Source organism: Blautia sp. MCC283 (genome assembly GCF_018785565.1).
In the GTDB taxonomy this organism is placed as follows: Bacteria; Bacillota; Clostridia; order Lachnospirales; family Lachnospiraceae; genus Blautia_A.
On sequence record NZ_WQQB01000049.1, the window covers coordinates 101,835 to 117,863 of the forward strand.

General features: G+C 45.5%; 12 protein-coding genes and 1 tRNA gene. 11 read left to right on the forward strand and 2 right to left on the reverse strand.

The window, feature by feature from the left end:
* Positions 1-55: 55 nt before the first annotated feature.
* Genes GPK81_RS14850 through GPK81_RS14870 form a run of 5 tightly spaced genes read left to right on the forward strand, consistent with a single transcriptional unit; the run spans position 56 to position 7,563 of the window.
* Positions 56-1,351 carry a bifunctional folylpolyglutamate synthase/dihydrofolate synthase gene (locus GPK81_RS14850; protein WP_215707296.1) on the forward strand — a complete coding sequence of 432 codons (1,296 nt, stop codon included), beginning with the start codon at positions 56-58 and terminating at the stop codon, positions 1,349-1,351.
* Positions 1,351-2,481: a prephenate dehydratase gene (gene pheA / locus GPK81_RS14855; protein WP_021977927.1), complete on the forward strand. Its 1,131-nt coding sequence runs from the start codon at positions 1,351-1,353 to the stop codon at positions 2,479-2,481. Before GPK81_RS14850 ends, pheA begins: the two co-directional genes overlap by 1 nt.
* A 21-nt stretch (positions 2,482-2,502) precedes the next feature.
* Positions 2,503-3,822 carry an ATP-binding protein gene (locus GPK81_RS14860; protein ID WP_021977926.1) on the forward strand — a complete coding sequence of 440 codons (1,320 nt, stop codon included), beginning with the start codon at positions 2,503-2,505 and terminating at the stop codon, positions 3,820-3,822.
* Between the two features lie 35 nt (positions 3,823-3,857).
* Positions 3,858-5,393 carry a Ppx/GppA phosphatase family protein gene (locus tag GPK81_RS14865; protein WP_215707297.1) on the forward strand — a complete coding sequence of 512 codons (1,536 nt, stop codon included), beginning with the start codon at positions 3,858-3,860 and terminating at the stop codon, positions 5,391-5,393.
* 16 nt (positions 5,394-5,409) lie between these two features.
* Positions 5,410-7,563 carry an RNA degradosome polyphosphate kinase gene (locus GPK81_RS14870; RefSeq protein WP_215707298.1) on the forward strand — a complete coding sequence of 718 codons (2,154 nt, stop codon included), beginning with the start codon at positions 5,410-5,412 and terminating at the stop codon, positions 7,561-7,563.
* 253 nt (positions 7,564-7,816) lie between these two features.
* Here GPK81_RS14870 and GPK81_RS14875 read toward each other — a convergent pair whose 3' ends face one another.
* A complete protein-coding gene (locus GPK81_RS14875) occupies positions 7,817-8,980 on the reverse strand; it encodes a ComEC/Rec2 family competence protein (protein WP_118071136.1) in 1,164 nt (387 codons plus the stop codon).
* A gap of 159 nt (positions 8,981-9,139) precedes the next feature.
* On the opposite strand from GPK81_RS14875, the gene GPK81_RS14880 reads away from it, so the two are divergent.
* Together GPK81_RS14880 and GPK81_RS14885 are read left to right on the forward strand one after the other, a co-directional pair.
* Positions 9,140-9,397, forward strand: a complete 258-nt coding sequence (locus GPK81_RS14880; RefSeq protein ID WP_021977922.1) for a type II toxin-antitoxin system Phd/YefM family antitoxin — start codon at positions 9,140-9,142, stop codon at positions 9,395-9,397.
* Positions 9,397-9,657, forward strand: coding sequence for a Txe/YoeB family addiction module toxin (locus GPK81_RS14885; RefSeq protein WP_021977921.1), 261 nt, complete (start codon positions 9,397-9,399; stop codon positions 9,655-9,657). Before GPK81_RS14880 ends, GPK81_RS14885 begins: the two co-directional genes overlap by 1 nt.
* Before the next feature lie 111 nt (positions 9,658-9,768).
* Here GPK81_RS14885 and GPK81_RS14890 read toward each other — a convergent pair.
* Positions 9,769-9,840 (reverse strand) — tRNA-Glu (locus GPK81_RS14890).
* A 581-nt stretch (positions 9,841-10,421) separates the two neighbouring features.
* Here GPK81_RS14890 and GPK81_RS14895 point away from each other — a divergent pair.
* From GPK81_RS14895 to GPK81_RS14910, 4 genes are all read left to right on the forward strand, one after another.
* Positions 10,422-12,347, forward strand: coding sequence for a DNA gyrase/topoisomerase IV subunit B (locus tag GPK81_RS14895; protein WP_118170294.1), 1,926 nt, complete (start codon positions 10,422-10,424; stop codon positions 12,345-12,347).
* Between the two features lie 96 nt (positions 12,348-12,443).
* Complete coding sequence (locus tag GPK81_RS14900) at positions 12,444-14,690, forward strand: DNA gyrase/topoisomerase IV subunit A (protein WP_215707299.1); 2,247 nt, start codon at positions 12,444-12,446, stop codon at positions 14,688-14,690.
* A gap of 74 nt (positions 14,691-14,764) precedes the next feature.
* Positions 14,765-15,055 (forward strand): nucleotidyltransferase family protein, encoded by a 291-nt coding sequence (locus GPK81_RS14905; RefSeq protein ID WP_215707300.1) that lies wholly within the window; start codon positions 14,765-14,767, stop codon positions 15,053-15,055.
* The gene (locus tag GPK81_RS14910) at positions 15,042-15,452 is read left to right on the forward strand and encodes an HI0074 family nucleotidyltransferase substrate-binding subunit (RefSeq protein WP_215707301.1); all 411 of its coding nucleotides are present in this window, start codon (positions 15,042-15,044) and stop codon (positions 15,450-15,452) included. The genes GPK81_RS14905 and GPK81_RS14910 overlap by 14 nt, the downstream gene beginning before the upstream one ends.
* The last annotated feature ends 577 nt before the right edge of the window (positions 15,453-16,029 follow it).

The following is a 16,029-nucleotide window of genomic DNA, read 5'->3' on the forward strand; positions in this document are numbered from 1 at the left end:
AAATTAATAAAGCAGTAATAGATTTTCAACACATGCGGAAGGAGAAAACAGACAAATGGATTATAAAGAAAGTCGCGCCTATATCAGAGCCGCAGAACTGAAAAAAGGAATTGTTCTGGGACTGGAAAATATGAGGGAGCTGATGCGGCGGCTTGGAAATCCTCAGGATGAACTGAAGTATGTTCACGTTGCGGGAACCAATGGAAAAGGGTCTGTGATCGCATATCTGTATTCCGCTTTATCAGGTGCAGGTTACCGGGTCGGAAGATATATTTCTCCGGCTGTCTATTCCTACAGAGAGAGGATGGAAGTAAACGGAGAGCCTGTCAGCAGAGAGAAATTTGCAGCATATGTGACAAGGATCGCGGAAGTGATCGATGAGATCGTAAAAGAAGGCAAGCCGCATCCGTCAGTATTTGAAATTGAAACAGCAGCCGCATTTCTTTATTTTCAGGATGAGAAATGCGATCTTGTATTAATGGAAGTTGGTATGGGCGGCGATCTGGATGCCACCAACATTATCCGTACCACAGTTCTTTCCATTCTGGTATCTATCAGTACGGATCATACGGCATTTCTTGGAAATACCCTGGGCGAGATAGCAGAAAAAAAGGCCGGCATCATTAAACCGGACAGCCATATGGTGACAGTAAAACAGCAGCCGGAAGCAGAAACGGTCATACGAAGAGTATGCGAAGAACAGAATGTACCATACGAAGTAGCAGACCGGGACTGTGCAAAAGTACTGGAAGCATCCATAACCGGCCAGATGTTTCTTTATAAAGATGAGAAGTACACGATATCCCTGGCAGGAGCCTACCAGAAAGAAAATGCGGTGGCAGCGCTTCGTGCACTGGAAATTCTGAATGAGCAGGGATACCCCACAACGTTACGTCAGAGACAGGATGGACTGAAACGTACCACCTGGCCGGGAAGATTTGCTCTTCTTGGAACGAAGCCGGATTTTGTGGTTGACGGAGCTCATAACCCTGCGGCGGCAGACATGCTGGCAGCATCCATTGAACGGTATTTTAAGGGAAAAAGGATCATCTATATCATGGGAATGTTCCGTGACAAAGATTACCGCAAAGTCATCCAGAAAACAGAAAAATACGCAGATACCATCCTCACCATTGCGGCTCCGGATAACCCCAGGGCGCTGACCCCCCAGGAACTGGCAGACGCAGTGCGGGAATTCCATTCTGATGTAAGGCCTTTTGATGACATCGAATCTGCAGTGGCAGAGGCCTATCGTCTGGCAGGAAAAGAGGATGTGATCATTGCTTTTGGTTCCTTGGCATTCCTTGGGGATCTTACAGAAATTATCAGGAAACACAACGGAGGAAATTAATGACTGATTTGGAAAGATACAGAGACGAGATCGATGAGATTGACAGTGAGATCGTACGTCTCTTTGAAAAACGAATGAAGGTGAGTGAGGAAGTCGCTAAATATAAAATAAAAACAGGCAAACAGGTACTGGATCCGGCACGTGAGAGCCAGAAGATCCATACCCTGAAAGAAAAAGCTCACGGAGATTTTAACAGCCTTGGCGTGCAGGAGCTTTTCCGCCAGATCATGGCCATCAGCCGTAAGAGACAGTATCAGCTGCTTACAGAACATGGGATTTACGGAGAGCGTAATTTTACAACTGTAAAGCATGTTCCCCTTGAAAATGCAACCGTTGTATTCCAGGGAGTCGAGGGAGCCTACAGCTATGCAGCCATGCGCCAGTACTTTGGGAAAAACATCGAAAGCTATCACGTAAAAACCTGGCGTACAGCCATGGAGGATGTAACCCACGGAAAAGCAGACTATGCGGTACTTCCCATCGAGAATTCCACCGCAGGTATCGTGGCTGATATCTACGACCTTCTCATGGAATACAAACTTTATATCGTAGGTGAGCAGATCATCCGTGTGGATCATGTGCTTCTTGGAATGCCGGATGCAACGGTGGAAGATATCAGGGAAGTCTGCTCCCATCCACAGGGACTTGCTCAGTGCAAAGCCTTTCTGGAAGAGTACCCGTCCTGGAAAAAGAAAGAAGTGGAAAACACCGCAGGCGCAGCCAAAAAGGTCAGCGAAGTGGGAGATAAAGGTGTGGCAGCCATCGCAAGCCGTGAGGCAGGCGAGGTATTCGGCCTTAAGGTCCTTGCGGAAAACATCTGCCGGGAAAAAGCAAACTCCACACGCTTCATCATTGTAAGCCGGAAGCCGGAGTACGAGGAAAAAGCCGGAAAGATCAGCATCTGTTTTGAGCTGCCTCATGAAAGCGGAACCCTTTACAACATGCTTTCCCACATTATCTACAACGGGCTGAACATGACTAAGATCGAATCCCGTCCCATCCCGGGAAAATCCTGGGAATACCGTTTCTTCGTGGACTTTACAGGAAAACTTGGTGAAAGCGCTGTGGAAAATGCGTTAAGAGGAATTGAGGCGGAGGCGAATGTTCTCCGTGTTCTTGGAAATTATTAAGATATAGAGGAGTTATTTATTATGTTGGCAAGAATTCAGGAATGTATCCTTTACCGTGGATTTTCGGACGGTGAGATACTGAACAATATGGCAGAGCTTATCAATCTTTATGAATCTGATGAAGAAGCTCTGAAGGCAAAAGAAGACCAGTTTTTCAAAAGCATCAACGGGCTGGTGGAACTGGCGGGAATGTATGGATTTTCCGGAAATATCTGGCATACATATCTTACATTTCTTCTGGTAAATCACGAGAATGCCTTCAGCATGGCAAGCGAGATCCGTGGGGCTATCAAAGGCAGCATCAATGACCTGGCAAAGAATGATTTTCAGATATTCAAGGAACTGTATGATTTTGATATCACAGTATTTGACAGAGTGTTTGGAACGGTATGCTGTAAAGTGATCTGTGATTATCAGACACCGGATGAGAACAGCAAGCTCTTTAATACCAGAATCCGTGACCGTATCTGCCAGATGAGCAAAACACTGGCAGCAGCTGCCACAACAGAAGAGTTCATGGATGATATGGTATCTTTTTACAAGGATTTTGGTGTAGGTAAGCTGGGTCTTCACAAAGCATTCCGTATCGGCCATGATGAAAATGGCAAAGTAGAAATCCAGCCGATCACAAGGATCGCACATGTGAAGATCGATGACCTGGTAGGCTACGAGATCGCCAAGAAAAAACTCATCGAAAACACAGAGGCCTTTGTGCAGGGAAGAAAGGCAAACAACTGTCTGCTCTTTGGTGATGCGGGAACCGGTAAATCTTCCAGTATCAAGGGTATCCTGAACCAGTATTATGATCAGGGTCTTCGCATCATTGAGGCCTACAAGCATCAGTTCCAGGATCTCAATGAAGTGATCGCCCAGATCAAAAACCGTAACTATCGTTTTATTATTTATATGGATGATCTTTCCTTTGAGGAATTTGAGATTGAATATAAATATCTGAAAGCAGTGATCGAGGGCGGTCTTGAGAAAAAACCGGACAATGTCCTGATCTATGCAACAAGTAACCGACGTAATCTTGTGCGTGAGCGTGCGGCAGACAAGCTGGAGATCGCAGATGAAGACGATCTGCATTCTTCCGATACCGTACAGGAGAAACTTTCCCTGGTATATCGTTTTGGAGTCCGTATCTATTTTGGCAAACCGGACAAAAAACAGTTCCAGGAGATCGTCCGCACACTGGCAGCCCGTTATGGCGTTACCATGCCGGAGGATGAGCTTCTTCTGAAAGCCAACCAGTGGGAACTTTCTCATGGCGGACTGACCGGACGTGCCGCACAGCAGTTTATTGATTACATTGTGGGAACAGAGGAAGAAAAGAGAAAATAGTCCACCTGTGTATTGGGGGGAAAGGATGATGAACTATGGCGGTGACAACCTTTGCGGCAATTGATATAGGATCCTATGAAGTCAGCATGAAGATTTTTGAAATGTCAAAGCGGACCGGCTTTAGGGAGATCAATGATGTCCGTTATCAGCTGGAACTGGGACGGGGAACTTACGCGGCAGGACGGCTTGAGATGGAGACTGTGGATGAACTCTGCGGGATCCTTGATGATTTTAAACGCATGATGGCTGACTTTGGGGTGGAAAGCTGGCGTGCGTGTGCCACAAGCTCCCTGCGAGAACTGGAGAATCCGGTGATTATTCTGGAACAGATTTTCCAGAGAACCGGGATCCGTGTGGAGATCTTAAGCAATGCGGAGCAGCATTTTCTGGGATATAAATCCATTGCGGCCATTGAATCCGGCTTCAAAAAAGCCATTCAGAAAGGCACGGCAATTCTGGACATCGGAGGTGGAAATCTGCAGATTTCTCTCTTTGATAAAGATGCTCTGGTACTGACTCAGAGTATCCGTATGGGAAGTCTTCGTATCCGTGAACGGCTGAAAGAACTGGAGAAAACAACTCCACATTATGACCGGCTGGTAGAGGAATTTATCCGTAATGACCTGATGTGTTTCCAGAGACTTTATCTTAAGGACAAAGAAATTTCCAATCTGATCCTGATGGGAGATTTTCTCACAGATACGATCTTTCAGGACAGATCCGGGGAAAATATGATCACAAAGGAAGAGTTCCTGAAAAAATACGAAACTATTGTAAACATGTCCGATTATGATCTTGCAGAATCCATGGGGCTGGAACCGGAATATGCTTCCCTGATCGTGCCGAACATGGTTATTATCCGAAATTTCATAGAAATTTTTCAGGCGGAAGCACTGTGGATCCCCGGTGTTTCTCTTCTGGATGGAATTGCCTATGATTATGCAGAAAAAAACAAATATCTGAAAAGCGCCCACAATTTTGAAAATGATATCCTGGTGGCGTCCGCAAATATTGCCAAAAGGTATTCCAGCGGAAAGAATCACATTGCAGGAACCACCGATCTGGCACTGGATATTTTTGACAGTACAAAAAAGATCCATGGCATGGGAAAACGTGAACGTCTTCTTCTGCAGATCGCGGTTCTTCTTCATGACTGCGGAAAATATATCAGTATGAGTGATGTTGCAGAATGTTCCTACCGGATCATCATGGCGACGGAGATCATAGGCCTTTCCACAGAGGAACGGCAGGTGATCGCAAGTGCGGTGCGGTATAATACCAGAGAATTCGGCTGCTACGAAGAGATCAACCGTGAAACTTCCATGAATAGGGGAAATTATCTCCTGACAGCGAAGCTGACAGCAATTCTCCGTCTGGCCAATGCCATGGACAGAAGCCATTACCAGAAGGTAAAAGCTCTCAATGTAACATTGAAGGACAGAATTCTTTATCTGGTAGTGGATTCTGCGAAAGATGTTTCCCTGGAACTGGGTCTTCTGAAAGATAAAAAGGAATTTTTTGAAGAGGTGTTTGGCATCCGGCTTGTAATGAGACGGAAAGGAAGAAGATAACGGAGGAGGTTTTTGTATGAAATTTAAGGAATTTGACAAACCGGAATATTTTGTAAACAGAGAGCTGAGCTGGATCAAATTTGACGACCGCGTACTCAGTGAGGCTAGGGACAAAAATCTGCCTCTGTTTGAGAGACTGAAATTTTTGAGTATTACCTCATCCAATCTGGATGAATTTTATATGGTCCGTGTGGCATCCCTGAAAGACCAGGTTCATGTAGGGTACAAAAAAACGGACATTGCGGGAATGACAGCCAAAGAGCAGCTGAAAGCCATCAGCCAGCAGACCCATGATCTGGTTCACGTACAGTACAGTACATTAAACCGGTCTCTGGTTCCTGCCCTTGAAAAAGCAGGACTTCATGTGATCTTTGAGCATGAGGCATTTTCTGAGAAACAGAAGGAATTTGTAGACCGGTATTTTGAGGATAATGTATATCCGGTTCTGACACCCATGGCAATGGATTCTTCCAGACCATTTCCGCTGATCCGTAACAAGACACTGAACATCGGAGCACTTCTTTCCAGAAAAGATACCAAAAAAGGAAAAGAAGAGATAGATTTTGCCACCGTGCAGGTGCCTTCCGTGCTTCCGAGAGTGGTGATCATCCCTTCCGAAAAAAAAGGTCATACAACCGTAACGCTTCTGGAGCAGATCATTGAGCGGAACATTGACAAACTGTTTTTAAGCTACGATGTGATCTGTGCACATCCGTACCGGATCATGCGTAATGCAGATCTTTCCATCGATGAGGATGAGGCGGAGGATCTTCTGGTGGAGATCCAGAAACAGCTGAAAAAGCGTCAGTGGGGCGAAGTGATCCGTCTGGAAGTGGAAGATAAGATGGACCCGAGGCTTCTGGATATTTTGAAAATGGAATTTCAGGTTCACGGAGATGACATCTTTTTTATCAACGGACCGCTGGATCTGACCATGCTGATGAAGGTTTATGGTATCGATGGATATGATCAGTTCAAGGAGCCGAAGTACAAACCGGCAGCAGTACCGGCATTTCAGAATGATAAAGACATTTTCCAGGTGATCCGGGAAGGGGATGTGTTCCTGCATCATCCATATATGAGTTTTGATCCGGTGGTGAATTTTGTGCGCCAGGCGGCAAAAGATCCGGATGTACTGGCAATCAAGCAGACACTGTATCGTGTCAGCGGCAATTCCCCCATCATTGCAGCGCTGGCTCAGGCAGCAGAAAACGGCAAGCAGGTTTCTGTTCTTGTGGAGCTGAAAGCACGTTTTGACGAGGAAAACAATATCGTCTGGGCCAAAATGCTGGAAAAAGCAGGCTGTCATGTAATTTATGGTCTGGTAGGACTGAAGACACACAGCAAGATCACCCTTGTTGTGCGAAGAGAAGAAAACGGAATCCGCCGATATGTCCATCTGGCAACCGGAAACTATAACGATTCCACAGCCAAACTTTATACAGACTGCGGTATTTTTACCTGTGATGAGCGGTTTGGTGAGGATGCAACGGCTGTCTTTAACATGCTTTCCGGATATTCCGAGCCGAAACGCTGGAACCGTCTGATCGTTGCGCCCATCTGGATGAAAGACCGTTTTGTAAAAATGATCGAGAGAGAAGCACAGCATGCGAAAGACGGAGAAGAGGCCCATATTGTGGCGAAGATGAATTCCTTGTGTGACCCTGCGATCATGGCGGCACTGTATTACGCTTCTTCCTGCGGTGTAAAGATCGATCTTCTGGTTCGTGGTATCTGCTGTCTGAAGGTGGGCATTCCGGGTATCAGTGAAAATATCCATGTGCGTTCCATTGTCGGCAATTTCCTGGAGCACAGCCGGATTTTCTATTTCCATAATGGTGGTTCCGATGAGATCTACATGGGAAGTGCAGACTGGATGCCACGTAATCTTGATCGTCGTGTGGAGATCGTTTTCCCTGTGGAAGATGAGGGAATCAAGGACGAGATCAAACATGTGCTGGATCTGGAATTCCGTGACAATGTAAAAGCGCATATCCTTAAGCCCTCCGGTCTCTATGAGAAACAGGATAAACGGGGAAAAAACCTGATAAATTCCCAGATGGAATTCTGCCTGGAAGCCACCGAGCGGGCCAAAGCCGCAAAAAAAGAGAAGAAAGAAAAGAAGAGAGTCTTCGTACCGGCCGAGCCGGCGGAGGATATTGAAAAATAATGTAAGAACGAGAATTGAAGACAATCAGGAAATGCTGGAAATTGAACTTCGAATAAGAGACAATAATCAGCCAGAATCTACCCAGGCATAAGCCAGGACCCTACAGAAGAGAAAATAATAAGATACATAAAGAAAAGGACAGCCATATCATATCAGTGTATGATACAGCTGTCCTTAAATAATATTCTTAAAGATTATCCATATTACGTTAACATGACATAATACTCACCAGGTCTGAAATACATTGTCGTTTCTAATAACACTTCTTACAAGCCCCATACCCCGCAGCTTCCGCCTGCGCGCGCGTCATCTCCGTAGCATTATCCGGGTTCATATTTCCGCAGTTGGGGATTCGGTGATACTTGCTTCCGGTAGCAGAGATCCATACCATATCCCCGACCGGTTCCGGATCAGCCTGCACTTCAGCCTGAGAATCCGAAGCCGCCCCATCGGAAGAATCATAGCCGGATGCACCGGAATTATCATAAGCAGAAGAAGGCTGCGTACCGGTATCCGATTCATCACCTGCAGAATAATCATTACACGGACTCTGGTTCCATTCAATATTATTTCCGTCACTGACCGCGATAACCGTACCCTGCTCATCCGTACGAAACACCTGGATTCCCATATCGGCAAGTTTGTCCATAGTATCCTTATGCGGATGCCCGTAGGAATTACCGGCGCCACAGCTGATCACTGCATATTCCGGAACTGTCTCCTGGAGCAGATCCCAGGTAGTAGCAGTGGCAGAACCATGATGCCCCGGAACGATCACATCGCAGGAAAGATCCAGTCCCAGATTACAGATCGCTTCCTCACCGGCAGACTCCGCATCTCCCGTAAACAGGAAATGATTGCTTCCGTTTTCCAGTCGGATCGCAACAGAATTATCGTTATCATTGCTGCTGATAGACTGGGGAGAAAGAACCGTAAATTTCCCGCTTCCGAAGGCGAAATCCGTTCCTGGTTCCGGATGCTGCACAGTCAGTCCCTGAGAGGCAACACTGTTCTCGAAAGACTGATAGATCTTCGTATCCTGCACATAATCCGCGCCGATCACATTTTTTACGGAAAAACTGTCCAGACATCCTACGAGACCAGCCACATGATCCTCATCATAATGGGAGGAAATCATATAGTCGATGGTAGAAATATTCTGTTTCTGCAGATACGAAACCACGAAACTGGAATGTCCCCGGTCACCGCCGTCATACAGAAGATTCTCTCCCCGCGACTGTACCAGGATCGAAAGTCCCTGTCCCACATCCAGAAAATGGACAGCCATTGTCGTGTCAGCAGAAGCAGCCTCAGCTGTATAAGCAGCAGAGGGAACTCCTGCGGCTGTCAGCAGAACAAGCAGCAGCGAAAGAAAAAACGCCTGCAGTTTTCTGCGAAAAGAAAGTTTGTGATGCATGAGAAGTCACCCCTTATCATAAGTATTTTTTCAGGGAAAATTATAAAACAGAAAATAAAAAAATGCAAAAAAATCCATGTTTTGTATAGATTATTGACAGCTGTATATAATGTACGTATAATAAAAGTACAGAATACTGTACAGAAAAGGAGGGCGTATATGTTAGCGGTAAATTATACGAATTTACGGGAAAATATGAAAAATTATATGGATAAGGTTACAGATGACTATGAAACCATGATCGTTACTCGTAAAAACAACAGAAATGTGGTGATGATGTCGGAAGAATCCTACAACAATCTTATGGAAAATCTTTATCTTATGGAAGATCGCGCAAATTATGACTGGATTATGGAATCAAAGAAACAGTTACAGGAAGGAAAAGCAGGTATTCATAAGTTGAAAGAGGTTGAATGATGAATAAGGTATTCACGCAGAACGGATGGGAAGACTATGTTTACTGGGAGACCGAAGATAAAAAGACACTGAAGAAGATCAATGCGCTGATAGAGGATATATGCAGGAATGGCAATCAGGGGATCGGTAAACCGGAACCCTTGACAGGAAATTTGGCAGGTTTCTGGTCAAGACGTATTAATGATAAGGACCGGCTGATTTATCAGATAGATGATGAAAATGTTTATATACTGGCTTGCAGATATCATTATACGAGATGAATGTGATAGGGAGCATCTGAAGAATGAGGGACTTTTTTATGCTTCCTGTTTTTTTATTATTTTCAGAATAACGAAAAAAGCAGTTAGAATAATTCTAACTGCTTTTTAGAATAGCCAGTACGGGAATCGAACCCGTGTTTCCGCCGTGAGAGGGCGGCGTCTTAGCCCCTTGACCAACTGGCCATATTCATTCGTTTCTGTCGTTTAAGTTGTTTCCCTCAACCGACTTCGTTAGTATATAACACTTTTTTTCAAAATGCAAGTATTTTTTTCGATTTTTTTAAAAAAATTTTCGAGGGATTTCAGGGGCAGGATTTTACTTGCAGTTTTAAAGGGGGTTTGATAGAATAGATAGGCTGTGGCGGCTGAAGAAATCAGTCTTTTAACCAAATCAAGTAAGTCCCCTGCTTCAATTGCGAAAAGCAATAAGCAGTGGGTGGGGACTTGCTTGTATCAGGAGGAGTGCAAACTTCTCCTGATAAACTGCGGAGCAGTTATTTGGTTATGAGCAAGTAGCGAAGCGGATTGCGAATATCCGCTTGACCCGAATCAAGTAAGTCCCCGGCGGAGGTGCGAATATCTGCTTGCCGGACAGACAGATTTCCTGAGCTGCTACACTGTGAAAAGAAAAAAGGAATATTTTATAGAAATCAATATAGTAACTATATAATATAGTAGGAATATAAATGTCTGCTTTACGAAAAAGCAAATTTCTGATATAATACAAACAAATGTTCGAAAAGAAAAAGAAAGGAATCAGTGGAATGGCAAAAAAAGACACTTATGATGCGGACAGTATCTCTGTCCTGGAAGGCCTCGAGGCCGTACGAAAGCGCCCCGGTATGTATATCGGAAGCGTATCCAGAAAGGGACTGAACCATCTGATATATGAGATCGTAGACAATGCGGTGGACGAGCACCTTGCAGGATACTGCAGCCTGATCCATGTAGTTCTTGAGAAGGACGGTTCCTGTACAGTAGAAGATAATGGACGAGGAATCCCGGTAGATATGCATGCCAAGGGCGTGTCAGCGGAACGACTTGTTTTTACAACTCTTCATGCAGGTGGTAAGTTTGATAATTCCGCATATAAGACAAGCGGCGGACTTCATGGCGTGGGCTCTTCGGTTGTAAATGCATTGTCCACCTATCTGGATATTAAGATCAGCCGTGACGGCTATGTACATCATGACCATTATGAGAGAGGAATCCCTACCATTGAACTGGAAGCAGGACTTCTCCCGAAGCTGGGGAAAACCAGAGGAACCGGAACCTGTGTGAATTTCCTTCCGGACCCGGAGATCTTTGAGAAAACAAGATTCGGGGCGGCCGATGTAAAGAGCCGTCTTCACGAGACTGCATACCTGAACCCGGAACTTACGATCCATTTTGAGGACCGGAGAGGGGATACGATCGAAGATATCCAGTACCATGAGCCGGAGGGAATCGTAGGATTTATCCGTGACCTCAATAAGAACGCGCAGCCACTTCATGATCCGGTTTACTTTAAAGGAGAGGCAGACGGAATCCAGGTGGAGATAGCTTTTCAGTTTACCAATGAATTCCGTGAGAACGTCCTTGGATTCTGTAACAATATCTACAATGCAGAAGGCGGAACACATCTGACCGGTTTTAAGACAACCTTTACAACCGTAATGAACACTTACGCACGTGAGATCGGTGTACTGAAAGATAAAGATTCCAACTTTACAGGAGCAGATATCCGAAATGGTATGACAGCCGTTGTCTCCATCAAACATCCGGCACCCCGTTTTGAGGGCCAGACCAAGACCAAGCTGGACAACCAGGATGCGTCCAGAGCCACCGGTAAAGTGACAGGGGAACAGCTGGTACTCTTCTTTGACCGAAACCTGGAAACACTGAAGACAGTACTTTCCTGTGCGGAAAAAGCGGCCAAGATCCGTAAGACGGAAGAACGTGCCAAGACCAATCTTCTCACCAAGCAGAAATACTCTTTTGATTCCAACGGCAAGCTGGCCAACTGTGAGAAGAAAGATCCGTCTCTCTGCGAGATCTTTATTGTAGAGGGAGATTCCGCCGGCGGTTCTGCCAAGACTGCCAGAGACCGTAACTATCAGGCTATCCTGCCTATCCGCGGTAAGATCCTCAATGTAGAGAAAGCCACCATCGACAAGGTACTGGCCAATGCGGAGATCAAGACCATGATCAACGCTTTTGGATGTGGCTTTTCCGAAGGATATGGAAACGATTTCGATATTACCAAACTCCGTTACGATAAGATTGTGATCATGGCCGATGCCGATGTGGACGGAGCACATATCTCCACGCTGCTTCTGACATTATTCTACCGTTTTATGCCGGAACTGATCTATGAGGGACATGTATACATTGCCATGCCGCCTCTTTATAAAGTAATGCCCAAGAAGGGACAGGAGGAATATCTTTACGATGACAAGGCCCTGGAGAAATACCGCCGGAGCCATAAACCTGGAAGTTTTACCCTTCAGAGATATAAAGGTCTGGGAGAGATGGACGCCCAGCAGCTGTGGGAGACGACTCTGAATCCGGAAACCAGGATGATGAAACGTGTGGAGATCGAAGATGCCCGCATGGCTTCTGATGTGACAGAAATCCTGATGGGAAGCGATGTTCCGCCACGTAAGGCGTTTATCTATGAGCATGCAACGGATGCAGAGCTGGATATCTGATAACAGCAGGGAGAAATGTCGAAGCCGGAGGGCAGGGCATCCATGAATGGATCACTGCTGACTGGCACCAACGGATCAAAATTGGGAGAATAAACTATGAATACGAAACAGGACAATATCATCCGCACCGATTATGCGGAGATCATGCAGAAATCATATATCGATTACGCCATGAGCGTTATCATTTCCAGAGCGCTGCCGGATGTACGTGACGGACTGAAGCCGGTACAGCGCCGGACCCTTTACGATATGTATGAGCTGGGCATCCGTTACGACCGCCCGTACCGTAAATGTGCCCGTATCGTAGGAGATACCATGGGTAAATATCATCCTCACGGTGACAGTTCTATTTATGATGCTCTTGTAGTCATGGCGCAGGAATTTAAGAAAGGTCGTACACTGGTTGACGGACATGGAAACTTTGGTTCCATTGAGGGAGACGGAGCCGCAGCCATGCGATACACAGAGGCACGTCTTGAGAAGCTGACCCAGGAGGTTTTTCTGGAAGATCTTGATAAGAACGTTGTGGACTTTATGCCGAACTTCGACGAGACCGAGAAAGAACCGGTAGTGCTTCCGGTAAGAATCCCTAACCTTCTGGTAAACGGAGCCGACGGAATCGCTGTAGGTATGGCCACCAGCATCCCACCTCACAATCTGGGTGAAGTAGTAGATGCAGTGAAGGCATACATGAAGAACAATGATATCAGCACCCGTGGGCTGATGCGTTATCTCAAGGGCCCGGATTTTCCGACAGGTGGTATCGTAGTAAATAAGGACGACCTTGTAAAAATCTACGAATCCGGAACAGGCAAGCTCCGTATCCGCGGACGGGTAGAAATAGAGAAGTTGAAGGGTGGTCGTCAGCAGCTGGTGATCACAGAGATTCCCTACACCATGATCGGCGCCAACATCGGAAAATTCCTCAATGATATCGCAACTCTGGTGGAAACCAAGAAGACTACAGATATCGTGGACATTTCCAACCAGTCATCTAAGGAGGGAATCCGTATCGTTCTGGAACTGAAGCGCGACGCAGACGTGGAGAACCTTACCAATATGCTCTACAAGAAGACCAGACTGGAGGATACTTTCGGTGTCAATATGCTGGCAGTTGCAGACGGAAGACCGGAGACCCTGGGACTGAAGCAGATCATTGCTCATCATGTTGATTTTGTTTTCGAAGTAAATTCCAGAAAGTACACCACCCTTCTTGCCAAGGAACAGGAGAAGCGTGAGATCCAGGAAGGTCTGATCAAGGCTTGCGATGTTATTGATCTGATTATTGAGATCCTCCGCGGCAGCAAGAGCCGTGACCAGGTAAAGAAATGCCTGACCGATGGTATCACAGAAGGGATTAAATTCAAGACCAAGACCTCCGAAAAAGCGGCAAAAACCCTGAAATTCACAGAAAAACAGGCCGCAGCTATCCTGGACATGCGTCTTTACAAGCTGATCGGTCTGGAGATCGATGCTCTGATGAAGGAGCATGAGGAAACCATGAAGAACATTGCTGCTTATGAGGATATCCTGAATAATTATGACTCCATGGCAGCAGTGATCATGGGTGAACTGGATCAGATCAAGAAGGAATACGGCAGTAAGCGTAAGACTTCCATTGAAAACGCAGAGGAAGCTGTTTATGAGGAGAAGAAGATGGAAGAGACCGAAGTCTGCTTCCTGATGGATCGTTTCGGATATATGCGTCTCATTGATAAGAATGCCTACGAGCGTAATAAGGATGCTGCTCATGCAGAGAGCCGCTATGTCTTTACCTGCATGAATACGGATAAGATCTGTATCTTTACAGATACCGGCAAGCTCCACACAGTGAAGGCAGAGGATATCCCGCTGGTACGTTTCCGTGATAAAGGTGTTCCGGCAGATAATCTGGGTAATTATGATAGTACTTCCGAGCAAATCCTTTATGTGGCACCGCTGAGCCAGGTGGCAGCCTCCACAGTGCTCTTTGTTACAGAAAATGGCATGTGCAAACTAGTAAAAGGAGATGAGTTCCGTGCTTCCAAGCGTACCATTGTTTCCACCAAGCTTGCAGAGGATGACCGCCTTGTATTCGTAGGAGCAGCGGACGAGATGGATCAGGTTGTGTTCCAGTCTGAAAAGGGATACTTCCTCCGTATCATGAAAACCGAGATCTCCGTCACCAAGAAAAACGCCATGGGCGTCCGCGGCATGAAGCTTACCGGTGAAGACCGGATCCACCATGCGTATCTCCTGGAAAGCCGCCAGGAATATGCCATTGAATATCATGATAAGCCGTATGTGCTGAATAAAGTGAAACTGGCTAAGAGAGATACGAAGGGTGTGAAGCCGAGGGTATAAAAGACGCGAAGAGGATTGCGGATAACTGGCAAATAGGATATGATAGGGTTATATGAAAATGGGAGGCGTTAAAAATGCGATATGATCTTCCGGAAAGAGTTATAAGAGAACTATTTTCATTTGCCATAAAACATTCTGTCAGAAAGATCATCCTCTTTGGGTCCCGTGCAAGAGGAAACAATACAGAAAGAAGTGATGTAGATATTGCTGTATATGGAGGTGATTTTGATTCCTTTTACTGGGATATTAAAGAAAATATCCATTCACTTCTGATGTTTGATGTAATTAATGCAGATGATTCGATTTCTGAAGAACTCAAAAAAGAAATTAAAAAGGATGGAGTTGTGATCTATGAAAAAGCTTGATAATTTTTCTAATTGTCTTACTATATTAAGAAATGCAGATTTCAAACTTGCGGATAACAACGATATTTACAGAACCGGCGTGATCGGACAGTTCAACCTGACTTTCGAGCTGGCCTGGAAAGCTCTTCAGGAGATCCTGCGACTCCACGGGGCAGAAGAAGCAGACACCGGTTCACCGAGAGAAATCCTGCAGCTTGGCTATAAGCTGGGCTTCGTAAACGATTCAGCAGTGTGGCTGCTTATGCTGAAAAAGCGTAACACATCTGTCCATATATATAATGAGCAGGAAGTAGATGAGATGATCCTGCTCATCCGCGACAGCTTTATTCCGGCTTTTGTGGCTCTTGAGAAAACGTTGAGGGAGAAGCTGGAAGAAGCGGAGAGCGACTGGACGTAAATAAAGAGAATACAATTTTACAGAATATATACTTCCCACCGATCAGGTACAATTAACCCGGCCGGTGGGAGTTTTTTGCCTTCTTGACAGTATGTGCCAAACTTCCGTGCTGATTTTATGCCAAACAGCGGAAAAAACATGGATTGTGGATAGCTGGTATATTGAATTTCAGATTTGCATATGCTATAATGCCAGTAGGCAAAAGGAAATAGAATAGTTCTATGACAAAGAACGACCCCTCGGAATGTACCGCAAATACATCCGAGGGGTCTTCTCTTTTTATTTCAGTGGTTGAGCATCCACCAGGCTATTTGTTGTCCCTGTCATGTCTGTCTAACCATTTGCAGATGAGATGGCAAGTCACACCTGCCGTAACAGTGACAATAAAGGAAACAAGAATAGTATCTATGACAATCACCTCCTCCCTTTGCCGGGTATCGGTTGGACAACACAGCCAGTATAGCATATCTTAGAACAATTTGGAATCAAGTACGGATTTTTCACGACAAACGCATGAGTAAATAAATTGTGAACACACCCCTTTTCTAGTAAAATAAAAGAAAAAGGGGTGTTATTT

Coding starts and splice junctions, on each gene's coding strand:
- GPK81_RS14850 (WP_215707296.1), top strand. CDS start 56: ATGGATTATAAAGAAAGTCGCGCCTATATCAGAGCCGCAGAACTGAAA.
- pheA (WP_021977927.1), top strand. CDS start 1,351: ATGACTGATTTGGAAAGATACAGAGACGAGATCGATGAGATTGACAGT.
- GPK81_RS14860 (WP_021977926.1), top strand. CDS start 2,503: ATGTTGGCAAGAATTCAGGAATGTATCCTTTACCGTGGATTTTCGGAC.
- GPK81_RS14865 (WP_215707297.1), top strand. CDS start 3,858: ATGGCGGTGACAACCTTTGCGGCAATTGATATAGGATCCTATGAAGTC.
- GPK81_RS14870 (WP_215707298.1), top strand. CDS start 5,410: ATGAAATTTAAGGAATTTGACAAACCGGAATATTTTGTAAACAGAGAG.
- GPK81_RS14875 (WP_118071136.1), bottom strand. CDS start 8,980: ATGCATCACAAACTTTCTTTTCGCAGAAAACTGCAGGCGTTTTTTCTT.
- GPK81_RS14880 (WP_021977922.1), top strand. CDS start 9,140: ATGTTAGCGGTAAATTATACGAATTTACGGGAAAATATGAAAAATTAT.
- GPK81_RS14885 (WP_021977921.1), top strand. CDS start 9,397: ATGAATAAGGTATTCACGCAGAACGGATGGGAAGACTATGTTTACTGG.
- GPK81_RS14895 (WP_118170294.1), top strand. CDS start 10,422: ATGGCAAAAAAAGACACTTATGATGCGGACAGTATCTCTGTCCTGGAA.
- GPK81_RS14900 (WP_215707299.1), top strand. CDS start 12,444: ATGAATACGAAACAGGACAATATCATCCGCACCGATTATGCGGAGATC.
- GPK81_RS14905 (WP_215707300.1), top strand. CDS start 14,765: ATGCGATATGATCTTCCGGAAAGAGTTATAAGAGAACTATTTTCATTT.
- GPK81_RS14910 (WP_215707301.1), top strand. CDS start 15,042: ATGAAAAAGCTTGATAATTTTTCTAATTGTCTTACTATATTAAGAAAT.